Below are 14281 nucleotides of genomic sequence, written 5' to 3' on the forward strand. Positions count from 1 at the left end.
GATCCTTTTGGAGGCCCCACCCCAATGAGCAAAACGCTACGCCGAGTCGCCATCATCGGCGGCGTCAGAATTCCGTTCTGTCGTTCGGGGACGCTGTACGCTGATCTGTCCAACCTCGACATGATGACAGCAGCTCTTTCCGGCCTCGTCGATCGATTCAATCTGAAAGGGGCCCATGTCGACGAAGTCGTCGGCGGGGCCGTTGTCACGCATGCCAAGGATTGGAACCTGGCCCGTGAAGCGGTGCTGAGCACGACCCTCGCGCCATCCACACCGGGCATCACCATGATGCAGGCATGCGGCACAAGCCTGCAGGCGGCAATGGGGATAGCCGCCAAGATTGCGGCAGGTCAGATCGAGAGCGGCATTGCTGTGGGATCAGATACAACCTCAGATCCGCCTATCGTCTTCAGCAAGAAGTTTGCGCGCCGTATGACCGAGATGGCCAGCAAGAAGACGGTCATGGAGCGCTTTAAGGTGTTTAGCGGCTTTCGGCCTGGTGAACTCGTACCGCAGCCGCCGCAAACCAGCGAGCCACGGACGGGCCTTTCAATGGGTCAGCACTGCGAACTTATGGCCAAGAAGTGGGAGATCCCTCGGGTCGAGCAGGATGAGCTGGCCTACGAAAGCCACAAGCACGCAGCCGAAGCCTATGTGTCTGGTTATATGGACGATTTGGTCGTGCCCTGCGCCGGCGTTTTTCGCGACAACAACATTCGAGAAGATATCAGCCTCGATAAGCTCGCGACTCTGAAAACCGCTTTCGACAAATCCGACACCGCAACGTTGACAGCAGCCAACTCCACCCCCCTGACCGATGGAGCAGCAGCTGTGCTCCTCGCATCGGAAGAATGGGCGGCTGAACGCGGCTTGCCAATCCAAGCTTATCTCGTCGACGCGCAACACATCGGTAATGACTTCGTATCCGGCGAAGGTCTTCTCATGGCGCCAACGATCGCGGTGTCCAAGCTGCTTGATCGTAACGGCCTCACGCTTCAGGACTTCGACTTCTACGAGATCCATGAAGCCTTCGCGGCCCAGGTTCTCGCCACACTCAAAGCCTGGGAAGATCCGGAATATTGTAAAAACGTACTTGGCAAAGATGCACCTCTAGGGTCCATCGATCGCACCAAGCTCAACGTCAAAGGCTCATCCATCGCCGTGGGGCACCCCTTTGCCGCGACCGGGGCACGTATCATGGCCAACCTCGCCAAGCTGCTCGATCAGAATGGCGGCCGCGGATTGATCTCGGTTTGCACAGCCGGAGGTATGGGCGTGGCGGCGATTCTGGAAAGCCCCAAAGCGAAGGCGATGGACGTAGCAGCCTGATAACGTTTCAACACTCCCGTTTCGCATGCCACGCCGCAATGCGAGACGGGACCGTCATAATGCGCTAAGCCCTCTGCTCGAAGACATCTACGAGCACAACGACGGAAGAGGGCACCATGGCGGGCAGCGAGGACAAACACGCCAAGCAGATCGCCGCGGCGACCAATCTCGTAAAGCGCTTGGCGAACCGCCTCAACATGGATGCCAGTGTGCGACTGTGGGATGGTTCACGCCATCCCCTCGGCCAGAACGTTACGAGCGATTTCGAAATTAAAATCGCCTCGCCAGGCGTGATCACCTCGATCCTGCGCCGGCCGACGCTGGACACCATCATCCGCCAATACGTCAATAAGGGCATCGACTATTCGGGCGGTTCGCTCATCGACTTTGGGGCGAACCTCAACAAAGGCAATCGCTCAGCCAAACTAACGGCCATGGATATCGCCAAGGTTATCGCCCAGTTGCGTCCATTTCTCTTCGCCTCTAGCGAGCCGCCGCCCGAGGAAGGCGCCTTCGGCGGCAACATCACCGGAGCAAACCGCGCTGCTGGCGAAAACAAGGAATTTATCGAATTCCATTACGACCTGACGAATGCCTTCTACGAGCTCTTCCTCGATCCGGAGATGGTCTATTCCTGCGCGTACTTCACGGATTGGACAAACGACCTCGCCACCGCGCAGCATGACAAGCTGGACATGATCTGCCGCAAGCTGCGTCTAAAGCCCGGCGACAGGTTCCTGGATATCGGCTGCGGCTGGGGCGCGCTCGTAGCGCACGCAGCAAAAAACTACGGCGTTACCGCCCACGGCATTACGCTTTCCGTCGAGCAGTTAAGCCACGCGGAAGAAAAGGTACGCGCCCTCGGGCTTCAGGACCGGGTGACGTTGGAGTTCATCGACTACATCGATCTGACTGGCACGTACGATAAGATCGCATCGGTCGGCATGTACGAGCATATCGGTCTCGATAACATTCCGACTTACATGCGCAAGATTCGTTCACTGCTAAGCGAAGACGGATTGTTCCTGAACCACGCCATCTCCCGGCGCGCAAAGAAACGCCGCAACCTTTGGCCGGATCGCTTGCGTCCCGAACAGCGCGCCCTTGCAAAGTACATCTTTCCTGGTGGGGCCCTCGACGACATCGGCAACACTGTTCAGCAGATGGAGCGCGCCGGCTTCGAAGTTCAAGATGTCGAAGCCTGGCGCTTGCACTACGCGCGCACCTGCACCCTATGGCATGATCGGCTCATCGCCCAAAAAGACGCGGCGATCGCCATCGTCGGCGAAGCGAAATATCGTATTTATGTCGCGTACTTAGCAGGTTGCGCCATCAGCTTTAACAGGGGAACGGCGCGATTATACCAGACGCTTGCTTCGAAGTCGGCGAAGCGTCCACCGGCACTGCCGCCCACCCGAGCCGACCTTTACCGGTGATAGGCATAAAGAACGCCCCTGTTCGAACTACTCAGTTCGCTGCGCGGCGCTGACGTTCTTCCTCCTTGAGCTCCTTTTTGGAAAGTTTACCGATGAGCGTCTTCGGCAATTCCTCGCGGAACTCGATAACGGAGGGCATCTCAATCTTTGAGAGCTTGGGCTCAAGGAACGTCATAAGATCTTCTTCGGTAACCTCGGCGGCATCCCTGAGTTTGACGAAGGCCTTAGGCGCTTCACCCCGATAGGAGTCTTCGATGCCGATAACGGTGACTTCGACAACATCGGGATGCGCATAAATCGCATCCTCCACGCGGCGCGGGTAAACGTTGAAACCCGAGCAGATGATGAGGTCTTTCATCCGGTCCACGATGGAAAAGCGGCCATCCTCATCCATTCGCGCAACATCGCCGGTCCTCAGAAAGCCGTCCTTGGTGAAGACCTTTTCCGTCTCTTCGGGGTTCTTCCAATAGCCCATCATGACTTGGGGGCCCTTGACGCACAGCTCGCCCTTCTCGCCTGTCGCAACCTCCCGCTCGGGATCATCGACATCACGTAGCGAAATAATGGTCGCTGGAACCGGTAACCCAATCGAATTGCTCCGAGCCGTCCCATCGATGGGATTGCACGTCACAACAGGAGAGGTTTCCGACAAGCCGTAGCCCTCAACGAGAGGACAACCGCACAGCTCTTCAAATCGCGTGCGCACCTCCAAGGGCAACGCCGCCCCCCCCGAGATGCAATATTTCAGCGAACTGAGATCGTAAGAGCTCAATTTCGGATGGTTAATAATAGCATTGAAGAGCGTCGGCACTCCCGGCATGACCGTCGGTTTGCTCGAGTGAATTAACGCTAGCGTATCGTTCAGACGAAAACGGGCCATAATGATCATGGACGCCGCCATCTTCACCGCCACGTTCATCACCGCCGTCATGGCGAACACGTGGAAAAACGGCAAAACGGCGAGAAAACGTTCCTCACCGTGCGCTAACACCGGACCCCAGTCACTGACTTGCAGTGTATTGATGTAGATGTTGGCATGGCTGAGCATGGCGCCTTTGGGTACGCCGGTTGTGCCACCTGTGTACTGGAGGACCGCGAGTTCCTTGTCGGGATCAATCTCGCGAAGCACGGGCTTTCCGCCAGGTTTCCTGACGTCGGCATCCAGAAGAATCTTATCGCTGACCGGTGAAGCCGTTGGACGGGCCAGATCGTGCCACTTGAAAAGCTTGAAAAGCGCCGCTTTCGTCGCAGGCAATAATCCAGGGAACGACCCCACCACCGCCTGCTTCAGTGTTCCATTGCTGATCAGCGCCTCGACTTTGTCGAACAGAATGCGCAGATCCAAGGTGACCATGATCTCGGTATCGCTATCGACCACCTGCGCACTGAGCTCTTCGACCGTATAAAGCGGGTTATAGTTAACAACCACGCCTCCAGCCTTCAGGATGGCAAAATAGTAAACGATATACGTAGGCGAGTTCGGAAGCAGGAGACCAACTCGGCTCCCAGCCCCGACGCCAAGAGCCTGCAGGCCCGCCGCGGTTTCGTCTACAAGCTTGCTAATTTCACCGTAGGTAAGCTTTCGACCCAAAAAATCGGTACAGATATTCTCAGGATGAGACGAGGCAGCCTCGTCCAAAAGCACGTAAATTGGCGCGCTCTTGTACGTTCGGTACCAGTCGACATTCTCTGGATAGCCCTTCAACCACGGCCATTCAGCCTTGGATTGAGGTGATACTGCGACATCATGGCTCGTCATTGCTGGTTTTCACTCCCCGCGCAGACGGCTAAGTCCTATGACCGGAATATCCTTCAGGTCTGCAACAAGCCGTAGTAGGCGTAAAGGATATTGCCACGGGCCTACTGAAGGAATAGCTAAGCATTCATACAATACGTTTCCATCGGCGAACGCCATCAGCAGAGCTGATCGTGCCTGCATCGGGAACGTGGACGTAACGTGCGATACAGAACCGGCACGCATCTTGCGATATCGTCGTCGTGGCCGCCATAATGACGGTCACGAAGGTAAGGTCGGTCGCGGCTAGACTTGCTCGGCGATTGCGTATATGTCACGCCGCAGCTGTCATAGTCCTGGGCCTTCAACTGTCAGAAACCGAAATTTAAGGGTCCCCTTGTTTAAAGACTTAGGGGAGGAGAGCGAGATGGACGAAGTCGCATCGAAAATTGTCGATATTCTGAAGAAGCATATGAAGGAGCCGAGAGACGATATCGCACTCTCGACAGAACTTCAGGACTTGTCGATCGAGTCATTAGATCTCGCGATGATTGTTTTCGATATCGAAGACACCTTCGGTATTGAGATCCCCTACAACGCCAATGAAGACGTCGAAGACTTTAAGACAGTCGGCTCTGTTGTCGATAAGGTCCGCGCGCTCGTCGAAGCCAGCAGCGGTGGTGCTGCAGCTGCGAAGGCTTGACCTGTCCGTGATCTCCGCATTCACGCGTGAAGGCGGAGTTCCCTGACGGACTCGTCGCGCCACGGCGCGCCAAACCATGTTAGCGCTATTGTACGGGGTTCGCTTTTTAACGGGTCCTGCGCCGGAGAATTGGAAAAACAATGACTGAAACGAACGGCAGGCGCCGCGTCGTCGTGACCGGTACTGGAGTCGTGACTCCGATTGGTACCACCGTCCCAGAGTTTTGGGATTCGATGAAGCAAAGCAAGTGCGGCGTAAGCGAGCTTGGCGGCTTCCCGTTAGAAGATCTCAAAATCCTGATCGCGGCCCAGATCAAGAATTTCGACCATAAGGCCCGTCTGAAGCACTTCAGCCGTGACAAGATCATCATGCACGCTGACCGCTACTCCTGGTTCGCGGGTGCGGCGGCAGATGAAGCCGTCAAGCAATCGGGCCTCGAGATGCCCGTCGCTGACCCGTACCGGACGGCATGCATCATCGGCTCCGGTGCCGGAGGCCTAACCACCTACGAAGAGGCCTATCGAAATCTCTTCATCCACAACAAGCGCGCGACCCATCCACTGACACTTTTGCGGATCATCGGTTCGTCGGCAGCAGCGCACGTCGGTATCGAATACGGCATCAAGGGCCCGACCTTTGCGACGTGTTCGGCTTGCTCCACAGCAACCCACGCAATCGGCTTGGCGCTTGAATATATCCGTCGCGGCGTCGTCGACGTCGCAATCGCTGGCGCTTCCGAATCCGTCATCAACTACGGCACCATGAAAGCCTGGCAGGCCCTTCACGTTCTGTCGCCGGAAGGCTGCTTCCCGTTCGACAAGAAGCGCAACGGTACGGTGCTCGGAGAAGGCGCCGGTATCCTCGTCATTGAAGAGCTGGAGCACGCCCGCAAGCGTGGCGCGAACATCCTGGCTGAGATCGTTGGATACGGCAGCACTTCGGACGCCCGCGATATGGTCAACCCCGGAGTCGAAGGCCCGAGCGAAGCCATGCGTCTCGCACTACTTGACGCGGAGCTTGAGCCGGAAAAAATCGACTATCTCAACGCGCATGGCACGGCGACCGCCATCAACGACGAAAACGAGACGAACGCCATCAAGCAAGTATACGGCGATCACGCCCGTAAGCTGGCAATCTCGTCGACGAAATCGATGCATGGCCACCCGCTAGGTGCGGGCGGTGGCATCGAAGCTGTCGCGTGCATCAAGGCAATGGAAGAAAACTGGGTCCCGCCGACGATCGGTCTGACCGATCCAGATCCAGCCTGCGATCTCGATTACGTGCCCAACAAAGGCCGCGAAATGGAGGTCACATACACAATGTCGAACTCCTTCGCCTTCGGCGGCCTGAACGCGGTTCTGGTCTTCGGCCCAGCACCGGCTGCCTGACGATCACGCGCAGATAACGTGGCCGGGCAGCTGCTCGGCCACAACTTCTGGGATAGCCGGTCATGCCGACGAACTTCCTGCGTTCGCGCGACAAGCCCCCACGTCCCCAGCCCAAACCAACCTCGCGCGCACCACGCATCATTGAGATAACTGCGGGTAAAGCCAAACTCCGCGCCCAACTGCTCGATACACCGGGAGCGGACCGCATCTGGGCGGCATTGCCGCTATTCTCGACTGCGGAACGCTGGGGCGACAGCCTTCATTTCGAAATTCCCGTACGCAGTGGCCGGGAACGCAACGCGCGGTTAAACGGAGAACATGGCTACATATACTTCTGGAGCCATGAAGAACGCCTCCTAATCCCGTTCGGCCAAACCCCCATCTCGCGCTCGGGCGAAATCCGCCTCCCCTCCCCCTGCAACGTTCTGGCGCGGGCCATAGACGACACATCCGTATTGCAGAGCGTGACGCCCGGTGAGAAGGTAACAATCAAGGCCGCAGCGAACGGCTGAAATCAGCGTGACGTACTTGGGAGGGTTCGATGCGCGAAATTCTCATCCGTTCGGGAGAGGTGGCGATCCGCGCACGCCTCCTCGACACACCGACCGCTAATCGGATCTGGGAAAACCTGCCGATATACGCCAACGCCCGCACCTGGGGCGAAGAAATCTACTTTGAAGCCCCAGTTGAAAATGTCCGCGAGCCTGACGCACGGGACGTCGTGGAAGCCGGTGAGATCGCCTTTTGGCCAGACGGCGTCGCCATCGCAATCGGCTTTGGGCCGACCCCCATTTCCCGTAAGGGTGAAATCCGACTCGTTAGCCCATGTAACATCTGGGCCCAGGCTCTGGACGACGTGCGCCAATTGCGCGGCGTACATGCAGGCGAGCATATTGCGATCATCGAAGCCGATAGCTGAAGCCACTACTCAATGAGAAGCGACAGACGCTCTTTGAGCTCTTCGGCAAGCTTGTCGAGCGGATTGACGTCGAGCGGCTCTATGGCATCAAGGACGTCCAAAAAGCTATCAGGATTCAATTGAGCAATCGGAAGCTGCTTGGCCCAGCCATTGGCTGAAAGCCATTCCCGGTACGAAGCCTCGTTTGCCGGTAGAGCCCACCCACGTGGCGTGACCGATACAACCGGACGGCGCATCCACACGCACTCGGAAAGCATCGTGCTTGAATCCGCAGTACAGACGATAACTTCGGAGTCGGTCAGCAAGGGTCCAAGAGTGCCCGGTCCCACCTGCCTGATATCGATGAACTGCTGCACCGCCCTTTGCGGTCCCGTCATCCCGGCAAGCATTCCCGACACGAGATCCGGCGTTCTCGGCGCATTAGAAACGATCCAACGCGTCCCCCAGAGTTCTGCACACTCGGAAATGAACACCAGAAGCTCTCGCCAGTCTTCATCCGTGTAGCGCACCGTTCCCGCATCTCCACCAATGATGAGACCCGCGACACGTGGAAAGTCCCCTGGCGCTCGAACGGGCCTTGACCCTGCTGCTTCCGCTTCGTCCGGATTGTTCGAACTGGGCTTCAAAGTCATCAGGCGGTTGGGGCCCTTCGCCTGCTCCGCGTAAGATGTAAGCACGAGCGAGAAGTCGCTCGGGCGATAACGGCGCAGAGAACCATAGAAAACATTCGCAGCACCCGTCACACGTGCAGCGGAGATATTGGCCGCCAATGTATCTCCGCCAGCAGACACGATAAGGTCGGGAGAGCCCAAGGCATGCACGTCAACGCCATAAACCCGACGCAGGATTTGCTCAGGCGATACGCCATAATTGACGAGGTAGGAGAGCGCACGCGCAGGTAACCACCAGGGACGCTCAACCTGCATGCGCCGAAGATTGACCTCGCGTACCTGCGCAATCGCGGTCACGATGCCCTCTGACAGGGAATAATGGCCCGGCCGGCCATCCGATAAGATCAGGGCTTCGAGCGCGCGCATCGCATCCCCGGTTTGCTTCACCAATCGAGGTCGACTTGGAAAACGCCGTTGGGGAAGCCCAAAGGCAGGCAGCGCGTGGTGGGCCCGGCAGGATTCGAACCTGCAACCAGACGGTTATGAGCCGCCCGCTCTAACCGTTGAGCTACGGGCCCCTCCATTACGCCGAAAGCGGGTTCTTAGCAGACTTGCGCGTAGCGCTAAATGCCTCTTGAGCCCTCTTTTTGTGCCAATCGTCGTTATTATTCATTCGACGACAATAATCGAGGACAACATGACCCTGTCACAGCGCCAAATTGCCACTTTTGCAGCCGCCGTCCTGTTCTTCGGCATGACTGCCATTTCCCCATCCAAGGCCGACGATATGAAACGCACTGTCACTGTCTCAGCCTCCGCCTCGGTTGAGGTCGATCCTGACGCCGCCAGCATCATGAGCGGTGTCGTCAGCGAAGCTGCCACCGCCCGGGAGGCGCTCGATACGAACACGAAGAGCATGAGCAACCTGATTGACGGGCTGAAGGCTGCTGGCATCACTGACAAAGACATCCAGACATCCAACTTCAGCATACATCCACGTCACGAGCATAACCCCAAGGATGGTGGGCCTCCCAAACTTGTCGGCTACAGCGTCAACAACTCCGTCAACGTACTCGTCCGTGACCTGCCTAAGCTCGGTGAAATCCTGGACCTTATGGTTTCTCTCGGCGCCAATCAGATGCAGGGGATGAACTTTATCGTCACCAACGCAGAGACGTTGAAGGATGACGCCCGTCGCGAGGCTATCGCAAACGCGCAACGTCGCGCCAAGCTCTATGCCACGGCCGCCGGAGCCAAAGTCGGGGACGTCGTCCGCATTTCCGAAGACGTCTCCTCAGAAGAGGGCGGACCGCGCCCGATGTTCCGCGCCGCAAAGATGGCCTCAGCCGTTCCTGTCGCGCCAGGCCAGGAAACTCTGGAAGCACGCGTTACGGTGACGTGGGAACTCGACTGAAAGAACTGAGAAGGTCCGAAGCGATGTTGCGGGTTGAATTGGACCGCGACATCGCTATCGCAACTTAAATGAGGCTGATGACTTCCGCGGAGCTGCCATTGTCCTCAGCCCCGGGCTGCAGGGCCCAGTCTGTGAAATTACGCATCTCCCCGGCTGACCGTAGCCGGCGAAGACCTTCAAAGTCGATCGTCGCAGACACCCAACCCGGAGAATTCAAGCCGCCCTCCGCCAACGCACCACTATCCGACACCCCATGTTCGGAAGGCACGAAAATACCAGCCGCACCATTGTTGCGATCGACCGCAGGAGACCACGGCGCGTCACCAATCGTCGGGCTCGTCACACAGGCAATCTGATTTTCCAACGCGCGGGCAAGCGCGCCCGTACGGACCCGATGATAGCCCGAAACGAATTCCGTACAGGAAGGAACAAGCAACAACTCAGCGCCGGCGGCGGCCATAGACCGCGCAATGAGCGGAAATTCACTGTCGTAACAAATCACGATGCCGACTCGCCCCAACGAAGTCTCAAACACACGAGCAGGACCACCCGAAGAGATGCCCCAATCGCGTTCAAACGGCGTCATCATGAGCTTCGTCTGTTCGCCAATATTGCCGTCCGGCGTCACCAACTGAGCAGCATTGAGATAGCGCTCATCTGAGCCTATGACGGGGCCGCTGCCAACAAGGATATGAACGCCATGTTCTTTTGCGAGCGCTGCGTGGAAGGCAACTCGCTCGCCGGCCATCTCCGCGACGGCAGCAAGGCTACGCCGCAAATCGCTAGCGACTTCAATCCCGTGAATGGCGGCCTGCTCCATCGCCGCATATTCAGGGAACAACAACAACTCAGCGCCGCTGTTGGCGCCATCCGCCACCCACTCTGCAACCTTGTCTTGCCATTCGAACAAGCTCTTGGGCTCGCCAATCGGATATTGCGCCGAGGCGACGGTCAGCGTTTTACGGAATGTCATGTCAGCGCCTTCACCCAAAATTGCATCGGCTTTGAGGTCTCCTCGTCCTCGCCGATATCCTTCCAGGAATAGTGCGCTACGAGCCCTTCTACCGGGGCATAGCCGCGCTTACGCCAGAACGCATCGAGCGGCACATACCCAGGCTCTTTCAACGGATGATTATCGGGACGCACGACACGGCAAAACGTCGAGATATCGAAGCCACCAAGTTTCCTCGCGTGCTCTTCACGGCCATCGAAAAATGCATGCCCAAGACCGTGCCCGCGGTACTCTTTCAGCAGCACTGACTCTCCGCAGTAAAACACTTTCGAAATATCGTACCCTGCGGACTCGAAGGGCTCAATGAACTCAGCATCGGTCTCGACCATGGGCGAGGCCGTGGACGCCCCGACCACTTTGTCGCCGTCACGGGCAACAATGCAGACCGCGCCACGACCCGCGGCGAACTTGGCCAGATACTCTTCCTCATAGGCCGCTGAGCCCTCGTAAAGATAAGGCCAAGCCCGGAATACGGCGATCCGCAAGCGCGCCAGATCCGGCAGTACTGATTTCAACTGATCGCCGGTCAGAGAATCGACAGTCAGGTTCATATCCGCAGCTTCTGTGGTCTATTGTTGGCATCGCATATAACAACGGTCGGCTGCCAGTTGCGGGCTTCACGTTCTTCCATTTGAGCGTAAGCACAGATGATGAGCTTGTCGCCCACACAAACGAGGCGCGCGGCCGCACCGTTCAGACCGATGACACCGGAACCCGGAGCGCCTTCAATGACGTAGGTGGCAAAGCGATTGCCGTTATCGATGTCATAGATCTCCACGCGCTCGTTGAGCAAAAGCCCGGCCGCTGCAATCAACTCTGGATCGATCGAGATCGATCCTTCGTAGTTGAGGTCGCATTCCGTAACGGTGGCGCGATGCAGTTTGCATTTCAGCATCGTAACGAGCATAGGCAGGCTCCGTGATGGCGAGGCTCTGGCTGGAACGTCAGCCGGCAACCTGCGCGATCCAATCTGTGAGGTTGTAATACGTCGTAACGCGCGCGATTTTCCCCGCCCGCACTTCAAAAAAAGTCCCCGCCGGCAACCGGTAGGTTTGACCCTTGGCCTCTGGCAGACCCTGGTCAGTATTGAGATAGGTGCCAACGACGTTAAATTCAGCCGCGGCCCGGGTACCATCGCGTCCGACCATGACAGCGACGTCTTCGAGCTGCTCGCGATAGTGATGCGCCATACGCGCGTTGAATGCGGCAAACTTCTCTTTACCTTGACGCCGCTCGCCCTGGTTAACGTCGTGAATGACGTCATCCGTCAGGAACGAAAGCATCGTGTCAGAATCACCGGCATTAAACGCGTCATAATAGCGGCGGATCAAAGCAGCCGTCTCTTGGCGAGCGGCGGATTGCGCTGCATTGTCGCTCATCGGCGATTGTTCTCCCATGCGATATGCTGAAAATCGAAACTCTGCTTAGCAGCCACGCTCGTCCTGGCCAAGTCATGAAGCGCCGCAGTTATCCGGCGAAGTAAAGACGGCGATCTTGCACACAGTGCCACCACGCGCTACCTGCAGACGCATGAGAACAGAAATCGAACCTGGGGATCACGACGTGGCCCAACCAGCAAGCGGAATCACCGTCGCCGCCCTATACAAGTTTACCGCAATCGAAGATTGCTCCGCACTCCGCGATCAGCTGTTCGCCCTGTGCGAGCGCGAGGCGATACGGGGCACCCTGCTTCTTGCATCGGAAGGCCTCAATGGAACCGTTGCCGGAACCCGGCAAGCGATAGACCGCCTCTTTGCTGCGATCCGGGCGGTTCCTGGATGCGACGATGTCGAGTGGAAAGAGTCGCCAGCCGCCACGCAGCCCTTCAAGCGCATGAAGGTGCGCCTCAAGCGCGAGATCGTGACAATGGGCGTTGAGGGTATCGACCCACGCACGACGGTGGGCACGTATGTCGATCCTGCCGACTGGAACGAGCTGATATCTGATCCGGAAACGATCCTGATAGATACCCGCAACGACTACGAAGTCGCGATCGGAACATTCACACGCGCCATCAATCCAATGACCCAATCATTCCGAGAGTTTCCAGAGTGGGTCCGCGAAAATCTTGACGCTGGTAAAAAGCCCAGGGTCGCAATGTTTTGCACCGGCGGGATCCGCTGCGAAAAGGCCACCGCTTTGCTCAAACAGCAAGGCTTCGAGGAGGTCTACCATCTCAAAGGCGGCATCCTGAAATACCTGGAGGATGTCCCCGCAGATGAAAGCCTCTGGAAGGGTGAGTGCTTCGTATTCGACGAACGCGTCTCCCTTCGCCACGAATTAAAGGTTGGCTCCTACCAACTGTGCTCCGTCTGCCGGGAACCGATTTCGTCGCCGACCGGCCAGGGTGGAGGTTATGCAACTAAAGAGTGTGAAAAGTGCGCGACTGAGGCTGATCCAGAGCGACTGAATCGCGCAGCGGATCGGCAGCGCCAGATAGATCTCGCAGAAGCTCGCGGTCAGAACCATTTCCAACCAGCACCGTCGAACGCGCGACGCCGATAGCTCGCTTCGCGCTTCCGACACGTATCCTTACACGCCGCAAGACATTCTTAATGCTGGGAGAAATCTGATCCCCGGCAGGCCTCCTATGGTCAGATCATGGCCTCAGCTTTGCTTCCTGAAACGCCACCAGATCAATTCAGCACACCGAGCGCCCTTTATGACGCCTGTGGCCGGCAACAGGAGCAAAAAACCGTGGTTCAACACACCGAGCATCCGCGCAGCGTCACGTTTCCGAACAACGACATGTCCCAATTCGGCAAGGGACTGTCCCATTTTCAACATGACTTCCTTTCGTCCGGACTATTCACGGACGAACGTCTCGCGCGCCTGATCGAACGCTATCCGCGCGAATACTATATGATAACCACGATGACCCAGCAGGGTCAGAAGCCGGAATGGCGCAACGGCGACCTCAACGGGGTGTCGGGAGAGTATGCGCTTGAGGCGATCCGCAACGGACGACTCTGGCTCTGCCTCCGTCGCTTCGACCTGATCGCACCGGAATACGATGACCTCGTCGCGGATGCATTCGCCCAGATCGAAAGCATGAACCCCGGTCTCACGACCAGCGGACATAAATCGAGCCTTCTGATCTCGTCTCCCGGCGCACGCGTGCTCTACCACGCCGATATTCCGATGGTTTCCCTCTGGCATTTGCGCGGCCGCAAGCGCGTTTGGCTATACGACCCCAACGACAAGACGCACCTTCCCGACGAAGTCCTTGAAGGGATCATGTTGCGCGAAACCGAAGAGGAAATCCCCTACGACCAGTCATGGGATCAGACAGCTCAAAGTATCGTTCTCGAACCAGGGTACGCCTTGAGCTGGCCGCACAATGCCCCTCACCGCGTTGACAATCTCGAAGGGCTCAACGTCTCCATCACGACGGATTACTTCACGCCGGAGACCAAGCGCCGCTATGGCGTTTACTACACCAATGGCCTGATGCGTCGCCGTCTGGGCGTCAAACCCCGGTCGACCTCAGCGAACGGTATCGGGGCCTATGCGAAATGCGCGGCGGCTCTGGCGGCAAAGAAAGTCGGCGTCAAGGCTGCAACCGAGCGCAGCATGATGCAGACATTCAAACTGAACAAAGAAATGCCCGGCGCGCTCATCGATTTGAGCCCTGCAGAACAGCAAGCCATTACTCAATACTGACGACCAAGATCACTGCCCCCGGAAAGAAATAGGACCGCATTGCGCGGTCCTATTTTTGTTTTGGAGATCGT

The 14281-nt window shown here is 57.5% G+C and carries 15 protein-coding genes and 1 tRNA gene; 9 read left to right on the forward strand and 7 right to left on the reverse strand.

Annotated features, from left to right (window positions below; genetic code table 11):
• Nucleotides 1-24: 24 nt before the first annotated feature.
• On the forward strand, nucleotides 25-1329 hold the full coding sequence (locus YBN1229_RS13890) for an acetyl-CoA C-acetyltransferase (RefSeq protein WP_046478645.1): 1305 nt from the start codon (nucleotides 25-27) through the stop codon (nucleotides 1327-1329).
• 116 nt (nucleotides 1330-1445) lie between these two features.
• A complete protein-coding gene (locus YBN1229_RS13895) occupies nucleotides 1446-2765 on the forward strand; it encodes an SAM-dependent methyltransferase (RefSeq protein WP_052743945.1) in 1320 nt (439 codons plus the stop codon).
• Nucleotides 2766-2796: 31 nt separating this feature from the next.
• On the opposite strand, the gene YBN1229_RS13900 is transcribed toward YBN1229_RS13895, so the two are convergent.
• Entirely contained in the window at nucleotides 2797-4524 is a 1728-nt protein-coding gene (locus YBN1229_RS13900; protein WP_046478644.1) for a long-chain-fatty-acid--CoA ligase, read from the reverse strand.
• A gap of 403 nt (nucleotides 4525-4927) precedes the next feature.
• Here YBN1229_RS13900 and YBN1229_RS13905 point away from each other — a divergent pair, with 403 nt between their 5' ends.
• The 4 genes from YBN1229_RS13905 to YBN1229_RS13920 all read left to right on the forward strand — a co-directional run bounded on the left by YBN1229_RS13905 (nucleotide 4928) and on the right by YBN1229_RS13920 (nucleotide 7510).
• On the forward strand, nucleotides 4928-5203 hold the full coding sequence (locus YBN1229_RS13905; protein WP_046478643.1) for an acyl carrier protein: 276 nt from the start codon (nucleotides 4928-4930) through the stop codon (nucleotides 5201-5203).
• A 140-nt stretch (nucleotides 5204-5343) separates the two neighbouring features.
• On the forward strand, nucleotides 5344-6591 hold the full coding sequence (locus YBN1229_RS13910; protein ID WP_046478642.1) for a beta-ketoacyl-[acyl-carrier-protein] synthase family protein: 1248 nt from the start codon (nucleotides 5344-5346) through the stop codon (nucleotides 6589-6591).
• A gap of 62 nt (nucleotides 6592-6653) precedes the next feature.
• Nucleotides 6654-7103: a cyclophilin-like family protein gene (locus tag YBN1229_RS13915; RefSeq protein ID WP_052743946.1), complete on the forward strand. Its 450-nt coding sequence runs from the start codon at nucleotides 6654-6656 to the stop codon at nucleotides 7101-7103.
• Nucleotides 7104-7132: 29 nt separating this feature from the next.
• Nucleotides 7133-7510 (forward strand): cyclophilin-like family protein, encoded by a 378-nt coding sequence (locus YBN1229_RS13920; RefSeq protein ID WP_046478641.1) that lies wholly within the window; start codon nucleotides 7133-7135, stop codon nucleotides 7508-7510.
• Nucleotides 7511-7515: 5 nt separating this feature from the next.
• Here the strand turns inward: YBN1229_RS13920 and YBN1229_RS13925 are convergent, their stop codons facing one another.
• The gene (locus YBN1229_RS13925; protein ID WP_152025005.1) at nucleotides 7516-8568 is read right to left on the reverse strand and encodes a mitochondrial fission ELM1 family protein; all 1053 of its coding nucleotides are present in this window, start codon (nucleotides 8566-8568) and stop codon (nucleotides 7516-7518) included.
• Between the two features lie 55 nt (nucleotides 8569-8623).
• A tRNA-Ile gene (locus tag YBN1229_RS13930) sits at nucleotides 8624-8699 on the reverse strand.
• Nucleotides 8700-8818: 119 nt separating this feature from the next.
• Here YBN1229_RS13930 and YBN1229_RS13935 point away from each other — a divergent pair.
• On the forward strand, nucleotides 8819-9535 hold the full coding sequence (locus YBN1229_RS13935) for an SIMPL domain-containing protein (protein WP_052744131.1): 717 nt from the start codon (nucleotides 8819-8821) through the stop codon (nucleotides 9533-9535).
• A 64-nt stretch (nucleotides 9536-9599) separates the two neighbouring features.
• Here the strand turns inward: YBN1229_RS13935 and YBN1229_RS13940 are convergent, their stop codons facing one another.
• The 4 genes from YBN1229_RS13940 to YBN1229_RS13955 are packed head-to-tail and all read right to left on the reverse strand — an operon-like array spanning nucleotide 9600 to nucleotide 11926.
• Nucleotides 9600-10508 carry a carbon-nitrogen hydrolase family protein gene (locus YBN1229_RS13940; RefSeq protein ID WP_046478639.1) on the reverse strand — a complete coding sequence of 303 codons (909 nt, stop codon included), beginning with the start codon at nucleotides 10506-10508 and terminating at the stop codon, nucleotides 9600-9602.
• The gene (locus tag YBN1229_RS13945; RefSeq protein ID WP_046478638.1) at nucleotides 10505-11098 is read right to left on the reverse strand and encodes a GNAT family N-acetyltransferase; all 594 of its coding nucleotides are present in this window, start codon (nucleotides 11096-11098) and stop codon (nucleotides 10505-10507) included. The genes YBN1229_RS13940 and YBN1229_RS13945 overlap by 4 nt, the downstream gene beginning before the upstream one ends.
• A complete protein-coding gene (gene panD, locus YBN1229_RS13950; protein WP_046478637.1) occupies nucleotides 11095-11454 on the reverse strand; it encodes an aspartate 1-decarboxylase in 360 nt (119 codons plus the stop codon). Before panD ends, YBN1229_RS13945 begins: the two co-directional genes overlap by 4 nt.
• Nucleotides 11455-11491: 37 nt before the next feature.
• Nucleotides 11492-11926 (reverse strand): ketosteroid isomerase-related protein, encoded by a 435-nt coding sequence (locus YBN1229_RS13955; protein ID WP_046478636.1) that lies wholly within the window; start codon nucleotides 11924-11926, stop codon nucleotides 11492-11494.
• 151 nt (nucleotides 11927-12077) lie between these two features.
• Here YBN1229_RS13955 and YBN1229_RS13960 point away from each other — a divergent pair, with 151 nt between their 5' ends.
• Both YBN1229_RS13960 and YBN1229_RS13965 read left to right on the forward strand, forming a co-directional pair.
• Nucleotides 12078-13052, forward strand: coding sequence for a rhodanese-related sulfurtransferase (locus tag YBN1229_RS13960; protein WP_046478635.1), 975 nt, complete (start codon nucleotides 12078-12080; stop codon nucleotides 13050-13052).
• Nucleotides 13053-13244: 192 nt separating this feature from the next.
• Entirely contained in the window at nucleotides 13245-14210 is a 966-nt protein-coding gene (locus YBN1229_RS13965; protein ID WP_152025004.1) for a cupin-like domain-containing protein, read from the forward strand.
• Nucleotides 14211-14281: the final 71 nt, after the last annotated feature.

Origin of the sequence: Candidatus Filomicrobium marinum, assembly GCF_000981545.1 — a bacterium.
GTDB classification, from domain to species: domain Bacteria; phylum Pseudomonadota; class Alphaproteobacteria; order Rhizobiales; family Hyphomicrobiaceae; genus Filomicrobium; species Filomicrobium insigne.